The following is an 18057-nucleotide window of genomic DNA, read 5'->3' on the forward strand; positions in this document are numbered from 1 at the left end:
CATGTGCGGAATACGGTTTCTTTCCGGTATTCGGTAATGCGTTAGCGCGTTAAGTTATGAGTTATTATGGCAGATCGGATAGCGGTGTTCAATGGAGATTTTGTGGCGGAAAAAAGGAGGGACTGTTGCGTCTTTTCCGATCCGTGCCGCCTTGCTTGTTTAGAATTTGTTTATGGCGGGTTGGTATAGTGTTTTCGATACAAACGGGAGCAGGTTTTGAACGATCAACACAGAGGGGATGAGAAGATTTGACACGAAATGGATCGAATGAACGTGCCGGAAGAATAGGATGGAAAAAAAGCGGCATCGCCGCGTTGGTCGGCATGATGGTGCTGGGGAGCACGCTGCCATTTGTAGGAACGAAGATCGCCCAAGCGGACCCAATGGTGCATACTTCGGAAAAAGTATTAGTTAAAGTATACGGGGCGGACATTCCGGGCGATTCTTCGTTGCTGGGCAAGCCTACGGAACTGAATTACACGGAATCGAACGGCAAAGCGATGCTTGTCGTCAATGATCAAGAAAAAAATAACGTATTGTTGTTCGGCAAAAACAATTCGGCTTCCGCAGATTCGATCGAGACGTTGAAAAGTTCGTTCGAGGTTCGCGACGGAAACGATCAAGTGGTTTCGGTCAACGATGCGGCGATGAATGTGCAGTTGGGCAACCTTCCTTTTTTGACTTCGTCGGCGCCGGAAGCGAAACTGTTCGTTCCTACGCAAGGAGCGTCGTCGCAAACCGGAGTCACGACGTATCGGGCGCAAACCGTGGTCGATTCGGTCTATGTGCAGCAGCCTGAAGGGATCGCTTTCGACGGATCTTCCAACACGGTCTATGTCGCCGACAAAGCCGGGAACCGGATCGTGAAGTCCACACTGACCCGCGATAGCGGCAGTACTTTCCTATCGGAAAACGAAGTGTTTTTGGACGGCCGAAAAATAAGCGAACCGAAAGATGTCGCTTTTGCGAACGGCATTTTGTATATTTCGAGCGAATCGAACGGAGAGATATGGCAAAGCGATGCGGCAGGTAATGTTTCGACTCTGTCTGCGGGACTCAATCGGCCTACCGCATTGACGGCTGACGGCCAGGGCAACTTGTACGTGGCGGAAACCGGAAACAACCGGATTCTGAAAATAGATGCCATGTTGGGCGGAAGCGGTCAGGTCGTTGCCGGAACGAACGTTCAAGCAATGGGCGAAGCGGGAGGCGATCCGTTGCAAACGGCGCTTAACGCGCCCGAAGGGGTAGCGGTCGCTGCGGACGGAACGCTTTACATTTCCGATACCGGAAATCACCGAGTATTGAAAATCGCGGATAAACCTGCGGACGAGCACACGTACAAGACGTACACCGACAAAGCCGGAGTGATCTGGAACCTGATCGAAACCGCGACCGATCTGGATCATGTTCGCGACGATCTGGGCGGCAATTATCGCTTGGCGAACGATGTGTCGATGTCGTCGCTCAACGCATGGGTGCCGATCGGCACGCAAGATATTTCTTTTACCGGCCGATTCGATGGGAACGGCTATGCGATCCGGGATCTGAATATCCAGTTTGACGAGTCTTCGACATACGTCGGGTTGTTCGGAGCGGTATTCGCGTCCGAAATCCGCAATCTGACCTTGTCCGATGCCAATGTGGCGGGAGGCGCTTACGTCGGGATACTGGCCGGCGGCGCCGATCGGTCCGAGATCAAAAACGTGCAAATCCAGGGCTCCGCATCGGGCGTTCGCACGACGGGGTTGTTGGTCGGGGACTCGTTGCGAAGCGTGTACCTCAACAATAAGGTAGCGGGAATCGTGAAAGCGCGTCTTTCTTCCGGCGGATACCCTGGGTTTCATTTCGGCGGACTGATTGGCAGCAGCCAAGGCGAATTCCTGATTTCCAATACGGTGAATGCCAAAGTCAGCGTGGCCGCAAATCCGAATAACAGAGGAATCGGCGGATTGGCGGGTTCTTTGTATAACGGTCAATCTATCCAGCAGAATGCCGTGAAAGGCTCCGTTCAAGGCAACTACCGGATCGGCGGATTTATCGGGGAGTTGGGATTGAGCAGTTACACCGTCCTTTCCGACAACTACACGTGGAGCGACGTCAAAGCGCTTACGATCTCGAGCCTATTCTACGAGACCGACGTGGACCGCGTGGGCGGATTTATCGGAGCGGCTTTCAGTACCAACGAAACGGACGAACTGATGACAGGCTTCATTTTCCGCAACAACTACAGCGCCAACGACGTGGACCTGAGCGCCGCGGATACGATGCAGCTCGATCGGATCGGAAGTTTTATCGGCCAGAGCGATCCGAAGCGCATCGATTTTTCGAACTTCGGCGGAAACTATTGGAATACATCCAAAAAATTCCTGATCGACGAGAATCCGGTCGCGTCCGGCCTGAGCGAACAAGACTTCGTTTCGGCTGCGGCATTCGTCGACAGCGGTTGGGACTTCGAAAAAGTATGGATCATGGACGCGCCGCAATCTTCGTATCCGACGTTGAGACCTTATGTTGAAGAAGTGACTCCGACGCTCGAGCAACCGCGCGACGTTCAGGCTACGGCTTCCGACGCGAAAGCGGTAATCAGTTGGACCGGCGTTCTCGACGCTCAAAGCTACGACGTGTATCAATTCCAAGGCGAGACCGCTCCCCAAGAAGCCGGCCAATGGGTGAAAATCGCGCAAAACGTGCTTTCGACCACGTATACGGCCGCTAATTTGGAAAACGGCAAACCGTATGTGTTCGCGGTGAAAGCGGTCGGTTCTTCGGCTTCTTCGGAGTTGTCCGCGGCTTCGAGCGCGGTAACGCCGAAAAGCGCCGACAAATATACGTATGAACAAAAAGAGATAGACGGCTTCGTTTGGAACGTCGTGAAAACGGCAGCCGATCTGGACCATGTTCGGGACGATCTGAGCGCGCTGTACGTGCTGGACGCCGATATTACCAAAGATCAGTTAACCTTGTACCTAGCGACGCAAAATCGCGTTTCCTGGCAACCGATCGGTAACGAAAAAGAACGGTTCATCGGCATTTTCGATGGCGGCGGCCATACGATCGACGGTCTCAAAGTGGACGGCGATCAAGAAAAATCGTTCGACGGCGGATTGTTCGCTTACGTGTACAAAGCGACCATCCGTAATCTGAGCCTGACGAACGTGGATATCGCGCCTTCGCAGCTCTCCGGCGGCTTGGCAGGTTCCGTATATCGGTCTGTGATCGACAAAGTCGGCGTCGAAGGTTCCGTTCGTGGAAACGGGTATGTCGGTGGCCTGATCGGTCAAGTGGATAACAGCTCGGTCAGCGAAAGCTATTTCCGCGGAACCGTGCAAGGGTACGGCGTATTGGGCGGTCTGGTCGGCTCGATCCGATTAAACGGAGGCAACGGCAATTATTCGCTTTCGAACAACTACGCATGGGCGAAAGTTACGCCGGACGCGCCGCGTTACTTCGCTCGCTCCGCCGCTTCCTTGTCGGGAGGGTTCGCGGGTGAAGTGTATTACCAAGCGGCGCCGTCCAACGGGGCAAACCTGTCGGTCACGCCGGTCATTTTCACTAACAACTACAGTTCTTCCGAAGTGAAAGCGATCATGGGAATCGACAGCCAAGAGATCAGCATTGCCGATATCGGATACTATGCGGACGCATGGCCGTTCGAAGGTCCGAGCCTTGAATCGGACGCGGCGCGCGGCGTTTCGAACTATTGGGACGGCACGTACGTGATGCCTTCCCACCAGACGTCGGACTTCGCGCAGAAACTGTCGACGGCCGAAATGAAAACCCAAGCGAGCTTCAAAGACTGGGATTTCCAAAACGTGTGGGCGATGGATACGGTCAGCGGTTATCCGATTCTGAAAGCTTTTATCAAGCAGACGACGAACCCAACGAATCCGACGCCGACGAACCCGTCGACGGGCGGCGGAACGTCGACTCCGGTGACTTCGACGCCGACCGTTCCGACATCGAGCACGACGGTCTTTAACGCAAACGTACAAAATGCCAAGACCGCAAACGGATCGGTCGTCGCTTCGTTGGCGATCACGCGCACTCGCGGCACGGACGGCATCGTGAAAGACGCTTTGCAATTGACGCCGGCCAAAGCGACGGAAATCGTCAATCTGCTCAAAACGTCCGGTTCCAAAACGGCGGCGATCGTGCTGCCGGACACGGCGGACGAAGTCTCGCAATGGGATCTGACGGTGCCGAACGCGGCTTCGAAGCTGCTGACGGACGAAGGCATCGAATTGGTTATTTTGAACCCGAACGTACGCATCGCGGTACCGGCTTCGTCGTTGACGGGTCTGACCGACGATCTGTACTTCCGTCTGATCCCGGTGAAAAGTTCGGCGACGAGCGCCGAGATTCAATCACGGGCATTGGCAAATCCGGCGATCGTGAGCGCGGCGAACGGCGGAAACATCGCGGTCATCGGTCGTCCGATGACGATCGAAACCAACCTGCAAGACCGTCCGGTTACGTTGGTGCTGCCGCTTCCGTCCGGTCAAACGTTCACGGCGGCGCAGCAGAAAAAGCTGGGCGTGTACGTCGAACATAGCGACGGCACGAAGCAGTTGGTGCGAGGTACGGTCGTGACGCAGGAAGACGGCAAGCTGGGGCTTGAGATTACGACGAATCATTTCAGTACGTTCACGGTCGTGAACGTCAGCAACTGGGGAAGCACGTTGATCGTGTCGCCGTATATTCTGGGCTACGCGAACGGTAGCTTCCAGCCTGCGAAAAACATCACGCGCGCGGAACTGGCCGCGATCGTCGGCCGCATCACGGGCGTGACGGAAGGCACGGCGACGTTCAGCGACGTGAAAAGCGGAAGCTGGGCCGCTGAGGTCGTCGGACCGGCTGCGGCATCGGGCGTGATGACCGGCTACAGCGACGGCACGTTCAAGCCGAACGCGCCGATCACGCGCGGCGAATTGGCTGCGGCATTGGCGAAGCTGCTGCCGCAAAGCGGATTGGACGCCAGCCAAGCGGCGTCCGGGTTCAACGATCTGCCGGCCGGCAACTGGGCAGCGACGGCAGCGGCGGAGCTGCAAGCGGCAGGCGTGGTGACGGGTTACGCGGACGGCAGCTTCAAGCCGGAGCGAAACGTGACGCGCGCCGAAGCGGTGGCGATGATTAACCGTCTGGTGGGGCTGGACGGTTCGACGGCACTGCCGGGAGCTGCGGCATGGAGCGACGTGTCGGACGCGTATTGGGCGTCTGAAGCGATTCGGGCGGCTTCGATGCAGCGATAAAAGGGCTGGGGAGTTTGAAGGTTTGAAAGATTCAAAAGTTTCAAAAGATAAAAGAATTCATTTTAAAGATCGGCCTGCGGCCCGGTCTTTTTTTATGGGAGAAAGATAGAAATTAAGGAATGAAAATCGAGAAAAAGAATCGAAAAAAGAATCGAGAGGAAAAGAAAAAATTAAACATTAAAAATTAAGCATTAAAGACGTTTGAGACGGTTGTTTGGCTAACGTCTTTGGTTTTTTGGAGAGCAGGGTTGCTCTCTAAAAAAAGATTTCGCTTGGCGCGGGAACTCATTTTCATCAGGACGGAGTCATCGACCGAAAAGGAGTTCCTTGTTCAGAAAATGTTCAGAGGTAAATGCTATATTGCTTTCTATGGGTGAACCATGATTGTCAATCAAGTATTTCACAGACAGAGGGGATGAATGTGAATGGTTAAGGAAGATTCGAAGTTTTTGCGAGCCAATCGCTTCAACATGGCGGGATTGTTGAAAAAGACGGCAGTCGGCTCATTGGTTGGAATGACGGTACTGGGGACACTGCCGGGGCTGGCAGGCTTAACTCAAGCGGCGCCTATCGAAGTAGTTAAGCCGCTGGTTGAGAAAGGCGGATGGCAGCCTGCTCTTCAAAATATCGATATCCTTATGTTCGACGGCGCAGGCAACGTCACGCAAGCGGAAATCAGAAGAGCCAGAGGATTGACGGTTCAAAGCGGAACGATCGCAAACGATCCCAAAGATCTGATTGCTTTCTACGATCCGTCAGGCCAAAAAGTTTACTTTGGTTCATACTCGGAACAATATGCGTCCGGCGCGTTTGCAGAGTCTACTGTGGATGACGGAAATCTCGAAATACGCGATCTGGTCATGGGACCGATGATTAACGACGAAATGCCCGAGCTTTTCGGAACAGGCGAACAGTTGCAGCAAAACGAGTCAGGCGTTTATCAATTGTTTGAACAACACGGCAATTTGGTTTCCGAAACGTTGGTCGCGCCGGGAACCATTTCCGACCCGAAAGGCATTGATTTCGAAAACGAAACCGATACGCTCTACGTGGCAGGCGGCAGCGACGGACAGGTCTGGAAATTGACCCGGCAGTATGAGCTTAACGGAAATTCCGATAACGACCCAAATTCCGTGAGCGTACAGGGCATGATCTGGCCGTATGCGGCGGAACCGGTAGAATACGCGGACGGAGCAACGCAAATCGGCACGAGCGTCACGGACGTCGTTTACGATCAAGGCTATCTGTACGCGGCCGATGCCGGTTCGAACCGCGTCGTGAAACTCAATCTTGCCGTGCCGAACCCGCAGCTTGAAGTGGTCGCTAGCGATTTGGACGACCCGCAATCGATCGACGTCGACTCGGCGCACAACGTATATATCGCCGATACAGACAATTACGAGGTTAAAAAAGTGGATGCCGTTACCGGACAGGTCCAGGTGATTGCCGGCACGGGCGAATACATGCAGCTCCACCAGGGCGTTCCCGCCGCGCAAACCTCGCTGAATCAACCGAGAGGCGTGGCCGTGAGCCCGCAGAACGACAGCGTGTTTGTTTTGGATCGCCAATACTTGCAAATAATCAAAGATAAGTTCTTTTACAAGCAAGTCAAAGACGAAAACGGTGTGGTCTGGAACTTGGTCGAGAATGCCGAAGGGCTGGACCATATGCGCGACAGCGGAAATTCGGCGACCAATTACCGGTTGACGGTTGATATTTCGGCGAGCGAGCTAAACGATTATTTGGCTCAAAAAAGCGCGAAGCAAAACACGTACAACAACGGATGGACGCCGATCGGCGACGATGAAGTGCCTTTCGGAGGAACCTTGGACGGCGGCGGACATACGATCGACGGTTTGACGGTGAAATCGAAAGACCGCGAAGGCGAATTGGCCGGATTGTTCGGAGGGACCTATAAAGCCGAACTTCGCAATCTTCGTCTTACGAACGTCAAGTTGGGCTCGACTTACGCCGCAGGCGGTTTGACGGCTCAGGATTATGCTTCGACTATCGAAAAAGTATCGGTCGAAGGCACCGTGTTCGGCACGAAATACGCTGGCGGATTAATCGGTCGTTTGAGCGACACGAATATCGAACAAAGCAGCTTCAGAGGCCAGGTTCAAGGTTCGACCAACCTGGGGGGCCTGATCGGGCAAGCGGACGTATCCGAGTACAATCGGATTTCCGATAACTACGCTTGGGCCGACTTGAGCATCTATCCTAGCCCATTCGTTAATACGCAATACGTTCCTTACCGTGCGGGCGGCTTTGTAGGCAATGTCAGCACTGAACAGCAGCAGTTCAACAGCGGGGGTCCAATCGTGGCGAACACGCCGACTTTCCGCAATAACTATGCTTCGTCCAGTGTGGCTTCCGCTATCATTTTCATGAAAAACGGCGATCTTCAAGCTACGGACGTTGTTGAAGAAGGCAGCATGGGTCCGTTCGAAGGCAAAAATGAAGCGGACATCGGCGTCAGCGGCGTTTCGAATTACTGGGACAGTACGATTTACGGTAAAGCGGGAGCATCGGTGTTCGCTTCCGAACTGACAGCCGACGAAATGAAAAACGAACTCAGCTTCAAAGAGTGGGATTTCCAAAACATTTGGACCAAAGAAACAAAGGATACGAAACGTGCGGGTTATCCGGTGCTGCTTGCTTTCCAAACGGCAGAGCCGACGATTCCAACTAACCCGACGGAACCTACGACGCCTGTAAATCCGACGCCGTCGACTCCTTCTACGCCATCGACGGGCGGAGGCGGTTCTTCGACGCCGATCGTATCGACGCCTGCGCCGCAGTCGAACACCACGACGATCAACGTCAACGTGCAAAACAATAAAGCGGCGAACGGCGCGGTCGTTTCGTCGCTAGCGATCACGCGAACGAAAAGCACGGATGGAACGACCAAAGACGTTCTTCAATTGACGCCGGCCAAAGCGACGGAAATCGTCAATCTGCTCAAAACGTCCGGTTCGAAAACGGCGGCGATCGTGCTGCCGGACACGGCGGACGAAGTCTCGCAATGGGATCTGACGGTGCCGAACGCGGCTTCGAAACTGCTGACGGACGAAGGCATCGAATTGGTTATTTTGAACCCGAACGTACGCATCACGGTGCCGGCTTCGTCGTTAACGGGGCTGACCGACGATCTGTATTTCCGTCTCATCCCGGTGAAAAGTTCGGCGACGAGCGCCGAGATTCAATCACGCGCATTGGCAAATCCGGCGATCGTGAGCGCGGCGAACGGCGGGGGCATCGCGGTCATCGGTCGTCCGATGACGATCGAGACCAATCTGCAAAGCCGTCCGGTGACATTGATTCTGCCGCTTCCGGCGGGTCAAACGTTCGCGGCGGCGCAGCAAAACAAGCTGGGCGTGTACGTCGAACACAGCGACGGCACGAAGCAATTGGTACGCGGCAAGGTGGTCACGCAAGAAGACGGCAAGCTGGGACTTGAGATCACGGCGAACCACTTCAGCACGTTCACGGTCGTGAATGTGGAGAAATGGGGCAGCACGTTGATCGCGTCGCCGTATATCGTAGGTTATGCGAACGGCAGCTTCCAGCCTGCGAAAAACATCACGCGCGCGGAACTTGCGGCGATCGTAGGCCGCATCACGGGCGTGACGGAAGGCACGGCGACGTTCAGCGACGTGAAAAACGGAAGCTGGGCCGCTGAGGTCGTCGGACCGGCAGCGGCATCGGGCGTGATGACCGGCTACAGCGACGGCACGTTCAAGCCGAACGCGCCGATCACGCGCGGCGAACTGGCTGCGGCATTGGCGAAGCTGCTGCCGCAAAGCGGATTGGACGCCAGCCAAGCGGCTTCCGGGTTCAGCGATCTGCCGGCCGGCAACTGGGCGGCGACGGCAGCGGCGGAACTGCAAGCGGCAGGCGTGGTGACGGGTTACGCGGACGGCAGCTTCAAGCCGGAGCGGAACGTGACGCGCGCCGAAGCGGTGGCGATGATCAACCGTCTGGTGGGGCTGGACGGTTCGACGGCACTGCCTGGAGCTGCGGCGTGGAGCGACGTGTCGGACGCGTATTGGGCGTCTGAAGCGATTCGGGCGGCTTCGATGCAGCGGTAATCGAAGTTTGTAAAGAATAAAGAGTGAGAGACCGGGCTACGGCCCGGTCTCTTTTTAATGTCCGCTTAAAGCGGGAAACTATTTTCAACGACATAGAGTGATGGACTTAAAAACTTTCGCTTATCGCGGGAACTCATTTTTATCAGGACGGAGTCATCGACCGAAAATCGTCGCTTGGCGCGGGAACCCATTTTCATCAGGACGGAGTCGTCGACCGAAAATGAGTTCCTTGTTCAGAAAATGTTCAGAACGGTGTGCTATATTGATTTCGTTGTAACCCGGTAGAGAACCCCAACTCTCTCTACCGGTAACCCCGCCGAAACCACCCCCCGATTCAAGGTTTCGAGCAAGACCGAAGCACTCGCGCTGCCCTCCTCTGCGCGGGTGTTTTTGCGTTTTGTTCCTTCATTTATTTCACATTTTTTGCGATGCTTGCTTGCCAAGGTCATAGGTTTCGGGTAATAAAGGGGAAGGAGTTGCCCTGAAAAAAGGCACGTCTCCGTTTTCGACTCCCTGCGCCCATTTCCTATAGAAAGGTGTGACCGCCATGACCCGCATCTCCCGTGTGCTGCTGCTCGTCGTATGGCTGGCCTTCATCGTGTACGCGCTGTTTTTCGCGCCCGGAGCGGGCGGCGGGGAGGACCCGTGGTTAACACCGCTGTTGACGCTGCAAGCGGATGAGCCTTCTTTGCTCGCCATGTTCACGTTACTTGGGCTGTTCCCGATGGCTTTTGCTTGTATGTTGCTCAGACATGATGACCGCGCTGTTCCGGCTTGGCCGTTTGTCATCTTGTCATTCGGGCTCGGCGCTTTCGCGTTGCTGCCGTATTATATTCTGACCTCGCATACGCATGCGGGATCGCATGATTTGCGTCACCCGCAAGGATTGCGCAAGGCGACGGAATCCCCGATCACGCACGGTATCCTGTTTACGATTACGTTGCTGGTGATGGGTTGGGGACTTCTGATGGGGGATTTTGGCGTATACGGGGAAGCTTTCGGCACATCGATGCTTGTCCATGTCATGACCTTGGACTTTTGCCTGCTGACCTTGCTGTCGGTGTACGCGATCTATACGGGATCTCGCCGACGCTCGTTGCCTCAGGCGATGGCGCTGCTGGGACTCATCCCAATCCTCGGCCTGCTGATCTACATCTGGATGACGCGTATGGATCAGAGCGTATCGCCGTATGTCCCTTCTGAAGCAAAGCCCAAAATGAGACGGAGAGCAGGAACAGGTTAGGCAGGCTTTTTACTTCTAAACTAATCTTATAAAAATAATCCCCGCCGACCTTTGTCGTCGCGGGGATTTTTGCATATACGAAGAAATGTCGGCTGCTAGTCCTGCGTCTTTTTCCGGTCACTCCGATACACAATATCCGGGCCTCCCGGACGGCTGCGAATGTACTCCAATAGCTGTTTCGCCATGTACTCCGGAGTATGCGCGAAGCCACCTTTTATCCACTCCAGAATCATTCCCCAGATCGCATAAGCCTGATAGCCGGCATACAATCCGCGGTCGATCCGGGGATTCACGTCGGCGGCCTCCAGATCATACAGGCTCAGTTCTTTGATCACGCCGCAGATTCGGTCCGGGAACCCCGGCAAAGCTTGCGATTGGACGATCAGGCTGTAAAAGGAAGCGTGTCGATGCACATGTTCGAAGATCGTCACACCGGATGCCGTCAGCTTGCGGATATCGAAAGAATCGCTGTGTGCATACGGCTCGCGAAACGAAACAACCAGATCGCTCATCGCGTCGTCTACCGCCTCCGCCAGCAGTTCTTCTTTGTCCCGATAATGTTTGTAAAAGGTACCCCGATTCAGATCGGCGCCTCGCACCAGATCAGTGATCGAGATGTCTTTGAACTCGCGTTCGTGCATCAAAGCGATCAGCGTTTCTTTGAGCGCTTTTTTAGAACGCCGGATACGGCGGTCGACATGCGATAAAGACGCTAATGCAGCCGTTTCAGACGAAGAATCGCTCATCCGGCAGCCCTCCTTTTTCACAGTAAAATCACTTAATGAACAGTCAAGCAAGCAGATGCTCATTAACGAACAAAAGGCCCTGCTTTTACCGATTGAATACGCTGTCTATGATTGATTATACTAAATTCAGCAGTAGATAATGAACATTTGTTGACGAAAATCATTTATTGAATACGGGAGGTCGCAAACATGAAACTTCAAGGCAAAACGGCGATTGTAACGGGGGCAGCATCGGGCATGGGACGCAGCATTGCGATCCTGTATGCAGCGGAAGGCGCGAAGGTCGCGGTATCGGATATCAATCTGGAAGCGGCGGAAAAGGTAGCGCAAGAAATCAAGGATGCGGGCGGCGAAGCTTTTGCGATCAAGACCAACGTGGCGTCCGAAGAAGATATTCAAGCGCTTGTTGACGGTACGGTCGAAAAATACGGCACGCTCGATATTCTCGTCAATAACGCAGGCATCATGGACGGCTTTACGCCGGCAGGAGATCTGACGGATGAGCTGTGGGAGCGCGTTTTCGCGATTAACACAACCGGACCGATGCGGGCGATCCGTAAAGCCCTCCCGATTTTCTTGGAAAAAGGACAAGGCGTCATCGTCAACGTGGCTTCGGCAGGCGGTCTGAACGGTTCGCGCGCAGGCGCGGCTTACACGGCATCCAAGCACGCGGTGGTCGGACTGACGAAGAACGTCGGTTTCCAATACGCGGTGAAAGGCATTCGTTGTAACGCGATCGCACCGGGCGGCGTGGCGACGAATATCTCCGCTTCGATGGGTCAGCCGAATGAGTTCGGCGCGCAGCGCGCGATGGCCGGCATGAACCTGAACCCGCGCGTAGGCGAGCCTGACGAGATCGCGAAGGTGGCCCTTTTCCTCGGTTCCGACGATTCCAGCTTCGTAAACGGCGTGACATTGGCGGCGGACGCGGGCTGGACGGCTTACTGATTGGATTCCGTCATCTAAATAGACTTAACTTTAAAGCTCTTTCGGCTTCGGCTGAAGGAGTTTTTTTGATGTTCAAAACAAATATAATCTATCGATAAGCGAGAAAAAGGTCATGCAACGTGGCGTAACACTTTTTTTGGAAGGCGATGGAGGATAACGGATCATATATTTTCATGAAAAGCTTTTTTTCTCTACGCAACATAAGATTTTTGTCCGATAAAGAACGTTGGGAGCAAGCACAGGCGACAGGAGGAACGGCAATGAATATTCATGAAGAATTGACGCAAGTAACGGGAAGGCAAGAGTTTATCGCGTTTGTGCATCGCCTGACGCAAGATTTGGAACATAGCCAAGAAGAATGGGCAAACATTACGCTAAAAGATTATCTGCTCAGCATCGCTTCCTGGGTCGAGGACGGCGCGCACGAGCAGGATGAGAAGGATGGTCGTTTGCCGGGTGCTGCGGTTCCGCGTCGTGCAGAGGTGGAGTGGGAGCGTCTGGCGTTTCTATTGTTCGCGGCTGGACGTTACGAGTAAAAACCGTTGCGCTTCACGACCAATCCGAGGGAACTTTTTCGTTCGGGCACAACCCGCAGCGAAAAGGTTCTTTTTTTGCGGTAAAATGGTATAGTGAACACGGAAACAATGCGGACGGACGTTGGATAGACGAGTGCGAGCAGTATCCAATTTTAATATAGATGGAGAGTTTAATATCATGAGCGAGCAAAACAGCAAGTCAATCGGAATCAGTCGCAAAGAGCGCAAGCTTCAGACCGCCAAGGAGGAGAAAAAGAAAAAACGTCCTTCGGGTAAAAAAAAGCCGGGCGTTAAGCGCAGTTCGCTGCCGGGCAAAGAAGCAAGCGGCGAGCGGACAGCAGCGGCTGTTCCTGCGGCGCAAAGCGAGCAAAAACCGGCCCCGCGCAAAGAACGGAGTGAACGCGGAGCTTCGACAGGACGCGGGCGTTCTTCGGCGCCTGCGCGTCCAGCCAAATCGAATGACGGAGCGGAACGTCTGAGCCCGAGCGAACGTTACGAGAAACGTCAAAGCGAACGGGCCAACGCCGCTTCGGCGAAGCAAGCCTTCGGACAGAAAAAAAATAAGACCCAGCGTGAGACGTCGGCTTCGGGTCAACCTTATGCGGGTGGCAAAGCGGTATCGGCAGGCACGGATATGGGCAAAACCAAAGACGGCCAGGTTGGGCGCGTATCCCCGGTTGCAGGCAAAACTCCTTATGCGAGCAGCGATGCTTCGGCAAAACGTCCTGTTGCTCCGGCGGACGCCGAGCAGATCAAGGTAGGCGATCGCATCGTCGTCACGATCAAGCGTATCGGAATCAACGGCGAAGGCGTCGGTTATTTCCGCCGCAAAGCGGTCTTTATCGACGGCGCGATCACGAACGAAGTGGTGAAGGCGGAAGTGCTGGAGACGCAAGCGAAGTTTATCAAAGCCAAGCTGGTCGAGATCGAAAAAAAATCGAAACACCGGGTCGAGCCTCCGTGTCCGGTATACGGAATCTGCGGCGGCTGCCAGCTTCAGCATATTTCGTACGAAGGCCAACTGATCGCCAAGCTGGAAATCGTGCGTGAAGCGTTCAGTCGCTATTCGGGGCTGAACGATCTGAAGATCAAGCCGACGCTCGGCATGGATCGCCCGTGGGATTACCGCAACAAGGCCCAGCTCCAAGTCGAGCGTCGCGACGTCAAAGGCTCGAAAAGCGATATTATCGCCGGCCTGTACGAGATCGGCAGCCATGAGATCGTCGATATTAGCGGCTGCCCGATCCAGCATCCGCAGGTCAACCGCGCGATCGACCGCGTGAAGGCGGTACTCGGCGAACTGAACATTCCGTTGTCCAAAGGCGACAGCCGTGGCGGGCGCAGCGATATTAAAGATAGCGGCCAGCGTAAAGGCGTGCGTACGATCGTCGTGCGCAACGGTTTCCAATCCGGCGAGATCCAAGTGACGCTCGTCACCGAGACGGCGGATCTGCCGCGTCAAGAAGAGATGGTCGAACGTCTGCGTCTGGAGCTGCCGGAAATGAGCGGGCTGTCGGTGAACGTGAACCCGTTCAAAACGCCGCTGATCTTCGGCGAGCGCACGATCAGCCTGTGGGGCAATGAAGCGATGAACGAATCGCTTGGCGACCTGAACTTCACCTTGTCGCCCCGCGCCTTTTTCCAATTGAACCCGGAGCAGACGATCAAGCTGTACGAGTCCGTTAAAGTCGCTGCGGCCTTGACCGGCAAAGAAACCGTTGTCGACGCTTACTGCGGCACGGGTACGATCGGTTTGTGGCTGGCTCCTTACGCGGCCCAAGTCCGCGGCATCGAAGTGATCCCGGAAGCGGTCGAAGACGCGCGTCGCAACGCCGAGCGCAACGGCCGCGATAACGCGGATTTCTTCGAAGGCGAAGCGGAAGACCTGCTGCCGCGCTGGGCGAAAGAAGGCTACAGCCCGGACGTGATCGTCGCCGACCCTCCGCGCGTGGGTCTGGATCGCAAGTTCCTGGAGACGGTGCTGCGCACGAAACCGCAGAAATTCGTGTATGTGTCGTGCAATCCTTCGACGCTGGCGAAGGATTGCAAAGTGCTGCTGGAAGGCGGATACGAGATCCAGTCGGTACAGCCGATTGATATGTTCCCGCAGACGAGTCAAGTGGAGTGCGTGACGGTGTTGGTGAAGAAATAAAAGCATAGAAGCAGATGGAAAGCCCGAACTTTTTGAGTTCGGGCTTATTTCTATTCAATAGAGAAATACTCTGGTATGATAAAAAGGATTTATTTTACAAAAAAAGATTGGAGCTGATCCATATTCTTTTTTATAAAAAATCTGTATGCTGTGGGCTTCTATCCATAATCATATTTCTCTCAGGATGCAGTTACTTCAAACCTGCACCCACCGCACACTCGATGACGACACAGCAACTGCCAAACGGCCAAACCAGAGTCGTTCCGATGCCTCCTTCAGTCTCCGTCCCTTTAGACCGGGAGCTGCTGCAAAAGCTGGATCAAAAACAAACCGTTCTCCAGTCGCTTATAGCCGAGAAACTCGGCCTGAACAGAGAAGACGTCCTGGTGAAGCTTAGCCAGACATCGCTTGTCGCCCAAAACGACATCTACGAAATCACCTGTTCCGTGATTCTCAACACCGCCGCCACATTCAAAGACAAGCAAGAGAATATCGATGAAGTCATTAATCAGATTTTGGACACCGTAACCGAAGCCTCAATCAACACGAAGATCAGCAGCGAGAATATCCGCATTATGAATAATGAAGGCGTTCAGTTGAATTGACCGACGATCTTCATATCAGACTGTATTTATATCCATTTAGAATCAGGAATAGTTAAAAGAAGAAATTAATTAGATGTAACAAGATTTGAACTTTGAAAACACGGCCGGTTCGGTTGTGTTTTTTTACCGCGTTTTGTTGTAAACTACAGTGTGGAAGAAATACGCGGAATCCGCAAACTTTACATGAACATGAGGCGTGTAGTCGAAATTGAATTCAGCCTATGCGTTTAGAATAGAGAGGTTTGGAACATGATACAAAATTTTTGGCAGGACCTGCCGAAACCTTTTTTCATATTGGCGCCGATGGAAGATGTCACCGACGTTGTCTTCCGCCATGTCGTCAGCGCGGCGGCGAAGCCTGACGTGTTTTTCACCGAGTTCGCTAACAGCGAAAGCTACTGCCACCCGGAAGGGCGTCACAGCGTGCGCGGGCGGTTGGCGTTCACGGAAGACGAGCAGCCGATCGTGGCGCATATTTGGGGAGACAAACCGGAATATTTCCGCCAGATGAGCATCGGTATGGCAGAAGCGGGCTTCAAAGGCATCGACCTCAACATGGGTTGCCCGGTGCCAAACGTCGCAGAAAACGGCAAAGGTAGCGGTTTGATCTGTCGTCCGGAACTTGCGGCGGAGATCATCGAAGCAGCCAAAGCCGGCGGTCTTCCGGTCAGCGTCAAAACGAGGCTCGGCTTCACCGAGATCGACGAATGGCGCGGTTGGCTGACGCATATTTTGCGGCAGGACATCGCGAATCTGTCGATTCACCTGCGGACGCGCGAAGAAATGAGCAAAGTCGATGCGCACTGGGAGTTGATCCCGGCGATCAAGCAGTTGCGCGACGAGATCGCGCCGCAGACGCTGCTCACGATCAACGGCGATATTCCGGATCGTCAAAAAGGCTTGGAGCTTGCGGAAAAGTACGGCGTGGACGGAATCATGATCGGACGCGGCATTTTCCATGATCCGTTTGCTTTTGAACAGGAGAAAAAGGAGCATGGCAGCGACGAGCTTTTGGATCTGCTGAAGCTGCATCTGGATCTGCACGATCATTATTCGGAGCATTTGGAACCGCGTCCGTTCAAAGCGCTGCCTCGTTTTTTCAAAATCTACGTGCGCGGATTCCGTGGCGCGAGCGAACTGCGAGCGAAGTTGATGGAAGCCAAGTCGACGGAAGAAGTGCGGGCAGGATTGGCGGAGTTCGCGAGCCGGGCAGATAATCGAACAGCGGAGGTTCATACGGAAAGCAAAAACTGAGCCTGGTTTCCAAATTGAATTTTCCGGGCGTCACTGTTATAATCGAAGCACAAAGAATGCAAAGCAAAAGGAGCCGTGCTGGTAACACGGCCCCTGATGCAATAGCCGCTTTTAAGGGCGGTTGGCTTTCGGGTGGAGCTACTATAAATAGACCGCTACCCTTGGACAGGGCGGTCTATTTCTTTTTGTGGAAAGAAAGAATCAAAATCACCAACGTTGCGAACGAGATCATCAACATCAGAGTTTGATATATCTCCACAGGCCTCACCTCCCCTCCGGGAGATTAGCCGACCGCCCATATTAGCCTTTCTATTGCTTGATTAGTATATCATGTATACGCAAATAAGTAATAATAAAATAACTTTCTTGCGTTATTATCGAAGGTTAACGATTGAGTTTTGCGATGCTCACTGCTATAATCGAAGAACAAAGAACGCAAAGTAAAAGGAGCCGTGCGACCAACACGACTCCTGATGCAATAGCCGCTTTTAAGGGCGGTTGGCTTTGAAAGGTGCGCATCATTGATAGACCGCTATCCTTGCAGAGGGCGGTCTATTTCTTTTTGTGGAACGAAAGAATCAGAATCACCAACGTTGCGAATGAAATCATCAACATCAGAGTTTGATAAATTTCCACGGGCTTCACCTAAAAGTTTTCGTAAGAAAACTACATCGGAAGCATATGCTTATTCTCCGGGAGATTAGCCGACCGCCCATATTAGCCTTTCTATTGCTTGATTAGTATATCACGCATGCGTAAAAAAGGCATATTCGAATGACTTTTTTACGCTATTTTCGATTATTGCCAATTGAATTTTTTCGTCTTCGTTGCTATAATCGAAAGACAAAGAACGCAAAGCAAAAGGAGCCGTGCGACCAACACGACTCCTGATGCAATAGCCGCTTTTAAGGGCGGTTGGCTTCAAGGGTGATCCATCATAAATAGACCGCTACCCTTGCAGAGGGCGGTCTATTTCTTTTTGTGGAACGAAAGAATCAGAATCACCAACGTTGCGAATGAGATCATCAACATCAGAGTTTGATAGATTTCCACGAAGCATCACCTCCCTTCCGGGGAGATTAGCCGACCGTCCATATTAGCCTTTCTATTGCTTGATCAGTATATCACGTGTACGTAAATAAGTAATCCAATAATATCTTTTTTACGTAATTATTCTTTCCCCCGATCACAAAACGCCAGTCCTCTTTTTCTTCGATCTGTGGTACGCTT

General features: G+C 53.5%; 12 protein-coding genes. 8 read left to right on the plus strand and 4 right to left on the minus strand.

The window, feature by feature from the left end; genetic code table 11:
• The first annotated feature begins 248 nt into the window (after positions 1–248).
• The 3 genes from WKI47_RS06480 to WKI47_RS06490 all read left to right on the plus strand — a co-directional run bounded on the left by WKI47_RS06480 (position 249) and on the right by WKI47_RS06490 (position 10586).
• Positions 249–5252 carry an S-layer homology domain-containing protein gene (locus tag WKI47_RS06480; RefSeq protein ID WP_340226358.1) on the plus strand — a complete coding sequence of 1668 codons (5004 nt, stop codon included), beginning with the start codon at positions 249–251 and terminating at the stop codon, positions 5250–5252.
• Positions 5253–5677: 425 nt separating this feature from the next.
• Positions 5678–9343 carry an S-layer homology domain-containing protein gene (locus WKI47_RS06485; RefSeq protein ID WP_340226359.1) on the plus strand — a complete coding sequence of 1222 codons (3666 nt, stop codon included), beginning with the start codon at positions 5678–5680 and terminating at the stop codon, positions 9341–9343.
• A gap of 547 nt (positions 9344–9890) precedes the next feature.
• The gene (locus WKI47_RS06490; protein ID WP_340226360.1) at positions 9891–10586 is read left to right on the plus strand and encodes a hypothetical protein; all 696 of its coding nucleotides are present in this window, start codon (positions 9891–9893) and stop codon (positions 10584–10586) included.
• A gap of 95 nt (positions 10587–10681) precedes the next feature.
• Here the strand turns inward: WKI47_RS06490 and WKI47_RS06495 are convergent, their stop codons facing one another.
• Positions 10682–11332: a TetR/AcrR family transcriptional regulator gene (locus WKI47_RS06495; protein WP_340226361.1), complete on the minus strand. Its 651-nt coding sequence runs from the start codon at positions 11330–11332 to the stop codon at positions 10682–10684.
• Between the two features lie 189 nt (positions 11333–11521).
• Between WKI47_RS06495 and WKI47_RS06500 the strand changes: the two genes are divergently transcribed.
• The 5 genes from WKI47_RS06500 to WKI47_RS06520 all read left to right on the plus strand — a co-directional run bounded on the left by WKI47_RS06500 (position 11522) and on the right by WKI47_RS06520 (position 16827).
• Positions 11522–12280, plus strand: a complete 759-nt coding sequence (locus WKI47_RS06500; RefSeq protein WP_340226362.1) for an SDR family oxidoreductase — start codon at positions 11522–11524, stop codon at positions 12278–12280.
• Positions 12281–12540: 260 nt separating this feature from the next.
• Entirely contained in the window at positions 12541–12816 is a 276-nt protein-coding gene (locus WKI47_RS06505) for a DUF7660 family protein (protein ID WP_340226363.1), read from the plus strand.
• Positions 12817–12994: 178 nt separating this feature from the next.
• A complete protein-coding gene (gene rlmD, locus WKI47_RS06510; protein ID WP_340226364.1) occupies positions 12995–14968 on the plus strand; it encodes a 23S rRNA (uracil(1939)-C(5))-methyltransferase RlmD in 1974 nt (657 codons plus the stop codon).
• 266 nt (positions 14969–15234) lie between these two features.
• On the plus strand, positions 15235–15573 hold the full coding sequence (locus WKI47_RS06515) for a hypothetical protein (RefSeq protein ID WP_340226365.1): 339 nt from the start codon (positions 15235–15237) through the stop codon (positions 15571–15573).
• A 249-nt stretch (positions 15574–15822) separates the two neighbouring features.
• Complete coding sequence (locus WKI47_RS06520; protein ID WP_340226366.1) at positions 15823–16827, plus strand: tRNA-dihydrouridine synthase; 1005 nt, start codon at positions 15823–15825, stop codon at positions 16825–16827.
• 175 nt (positions 16828–17002) lie between these two features.
• Here the strand turns inward: WKI47_RS06520 and WKI47_RS26180 are convergent, their stop codons facing one another.
• From WKI47_RS26180 to WKI47_RS26190, 3 genes are all read right to left on the minus strand, one after another.
• The gene (locus WKI47_RS26180; RefSeq protein WP_425355440.1) at positions 17003–17095 is read right to left on the minus strand and encodes a putative holin-like toxin; all 93 of its coding nucleotides are present in this window, start codon (positions 17093–17095) and stop codon (positions 17003–17005) included.
• 284 nt (positions 17096–17379) lie between these two features.
• Entirely contained in the window at positions 17380–17472 is a 93-nt protein-coding gene (locus tag WKI47_RS26185; protein WP_425355441.1) for a putative holin-like toxin, read from the minus strand.
• 324 nt (positions 17473–17796) lie between these two features.
• Positions 17797–17880, minus strand: a complete 84-nt coding sequence (locus tag WKI47_RS26190; RefSeq protein WP_371873213.1) for a putative holin-like toxin — start codon at positions 17878–17880, stop codon at positions 17797–17799.
• Positions 17881–18057 lie beyond the last annotated feature (177 nt).

This window comes from Saccharibacillus sacchari (assembly GCF_037722395.1).
Taxonomy (GTDB): domain Bacteria; phylum Bacillota; class Bacilli; order Paenibacillales; family Paenibacillaceae; genus Saccharibacillus; species Saccharibacillus sacchari_A.

Bases quoted from the DNA above. Each gene is read 5' to 3' on its own strand.
- WKI47_RS06485 (WP_340226359.1), top strand. From the start codon at position 5,678: ATGGTTAAGGAAGATTCGAAGTTTTTGCGAGCCAATCGCTTCAACATG.
- WKI47_RS06490 (WP_340226360.1), top strand. From the start codon at position 9,891: ATGACCCGCATCTCCCGTGTGCTGCTGCTCGTCGTATGGCTGGCCTTC.
- WKI47_RS06495 (WP_340226361.1), bottom strand. From the start codon at position 11,332: ATGAGCGATTCTTCGTCTGAAACGGCTGCATTAGCGTCTTTATCGCAT.
- WKI47_RS06500 (WP_340226362.1), top strand. From the start codon at position 11,522: ATGAAACTTCAAGGCAAAACGGCGATTGTAACGGGGGCAGCATCGGGC.
- WKI47_RS06505 (WP_340226363.1), top strand. From the start codon at position 12,541: ATGAATATTCATGAAGAATTGACGCAAGTAACGGGAAGGCAAGAGTTT.
- rlmD (WP_340226364.1), top strand. From the start codon at position 12,995: ATGAGCGAGCAAAACAGCAAGTCAATCGGAATCAGTCGCAAAGAGCGC.
- WKI47_RS06515 (WP_340226365.1), top strand. From the start codon at position 15,235: ATGCCTCCTTCAGTCTCCGTCCCTTTAGACCGGGAGCTGCTGCAAAAG.
- WKI47_RS06520 (WP_340226366.1), top strand. From the start codon at position 15,823: ATGATACAAAATTTTTGGCAGGACCTGCCGAAACCTTTTTTCATATTG.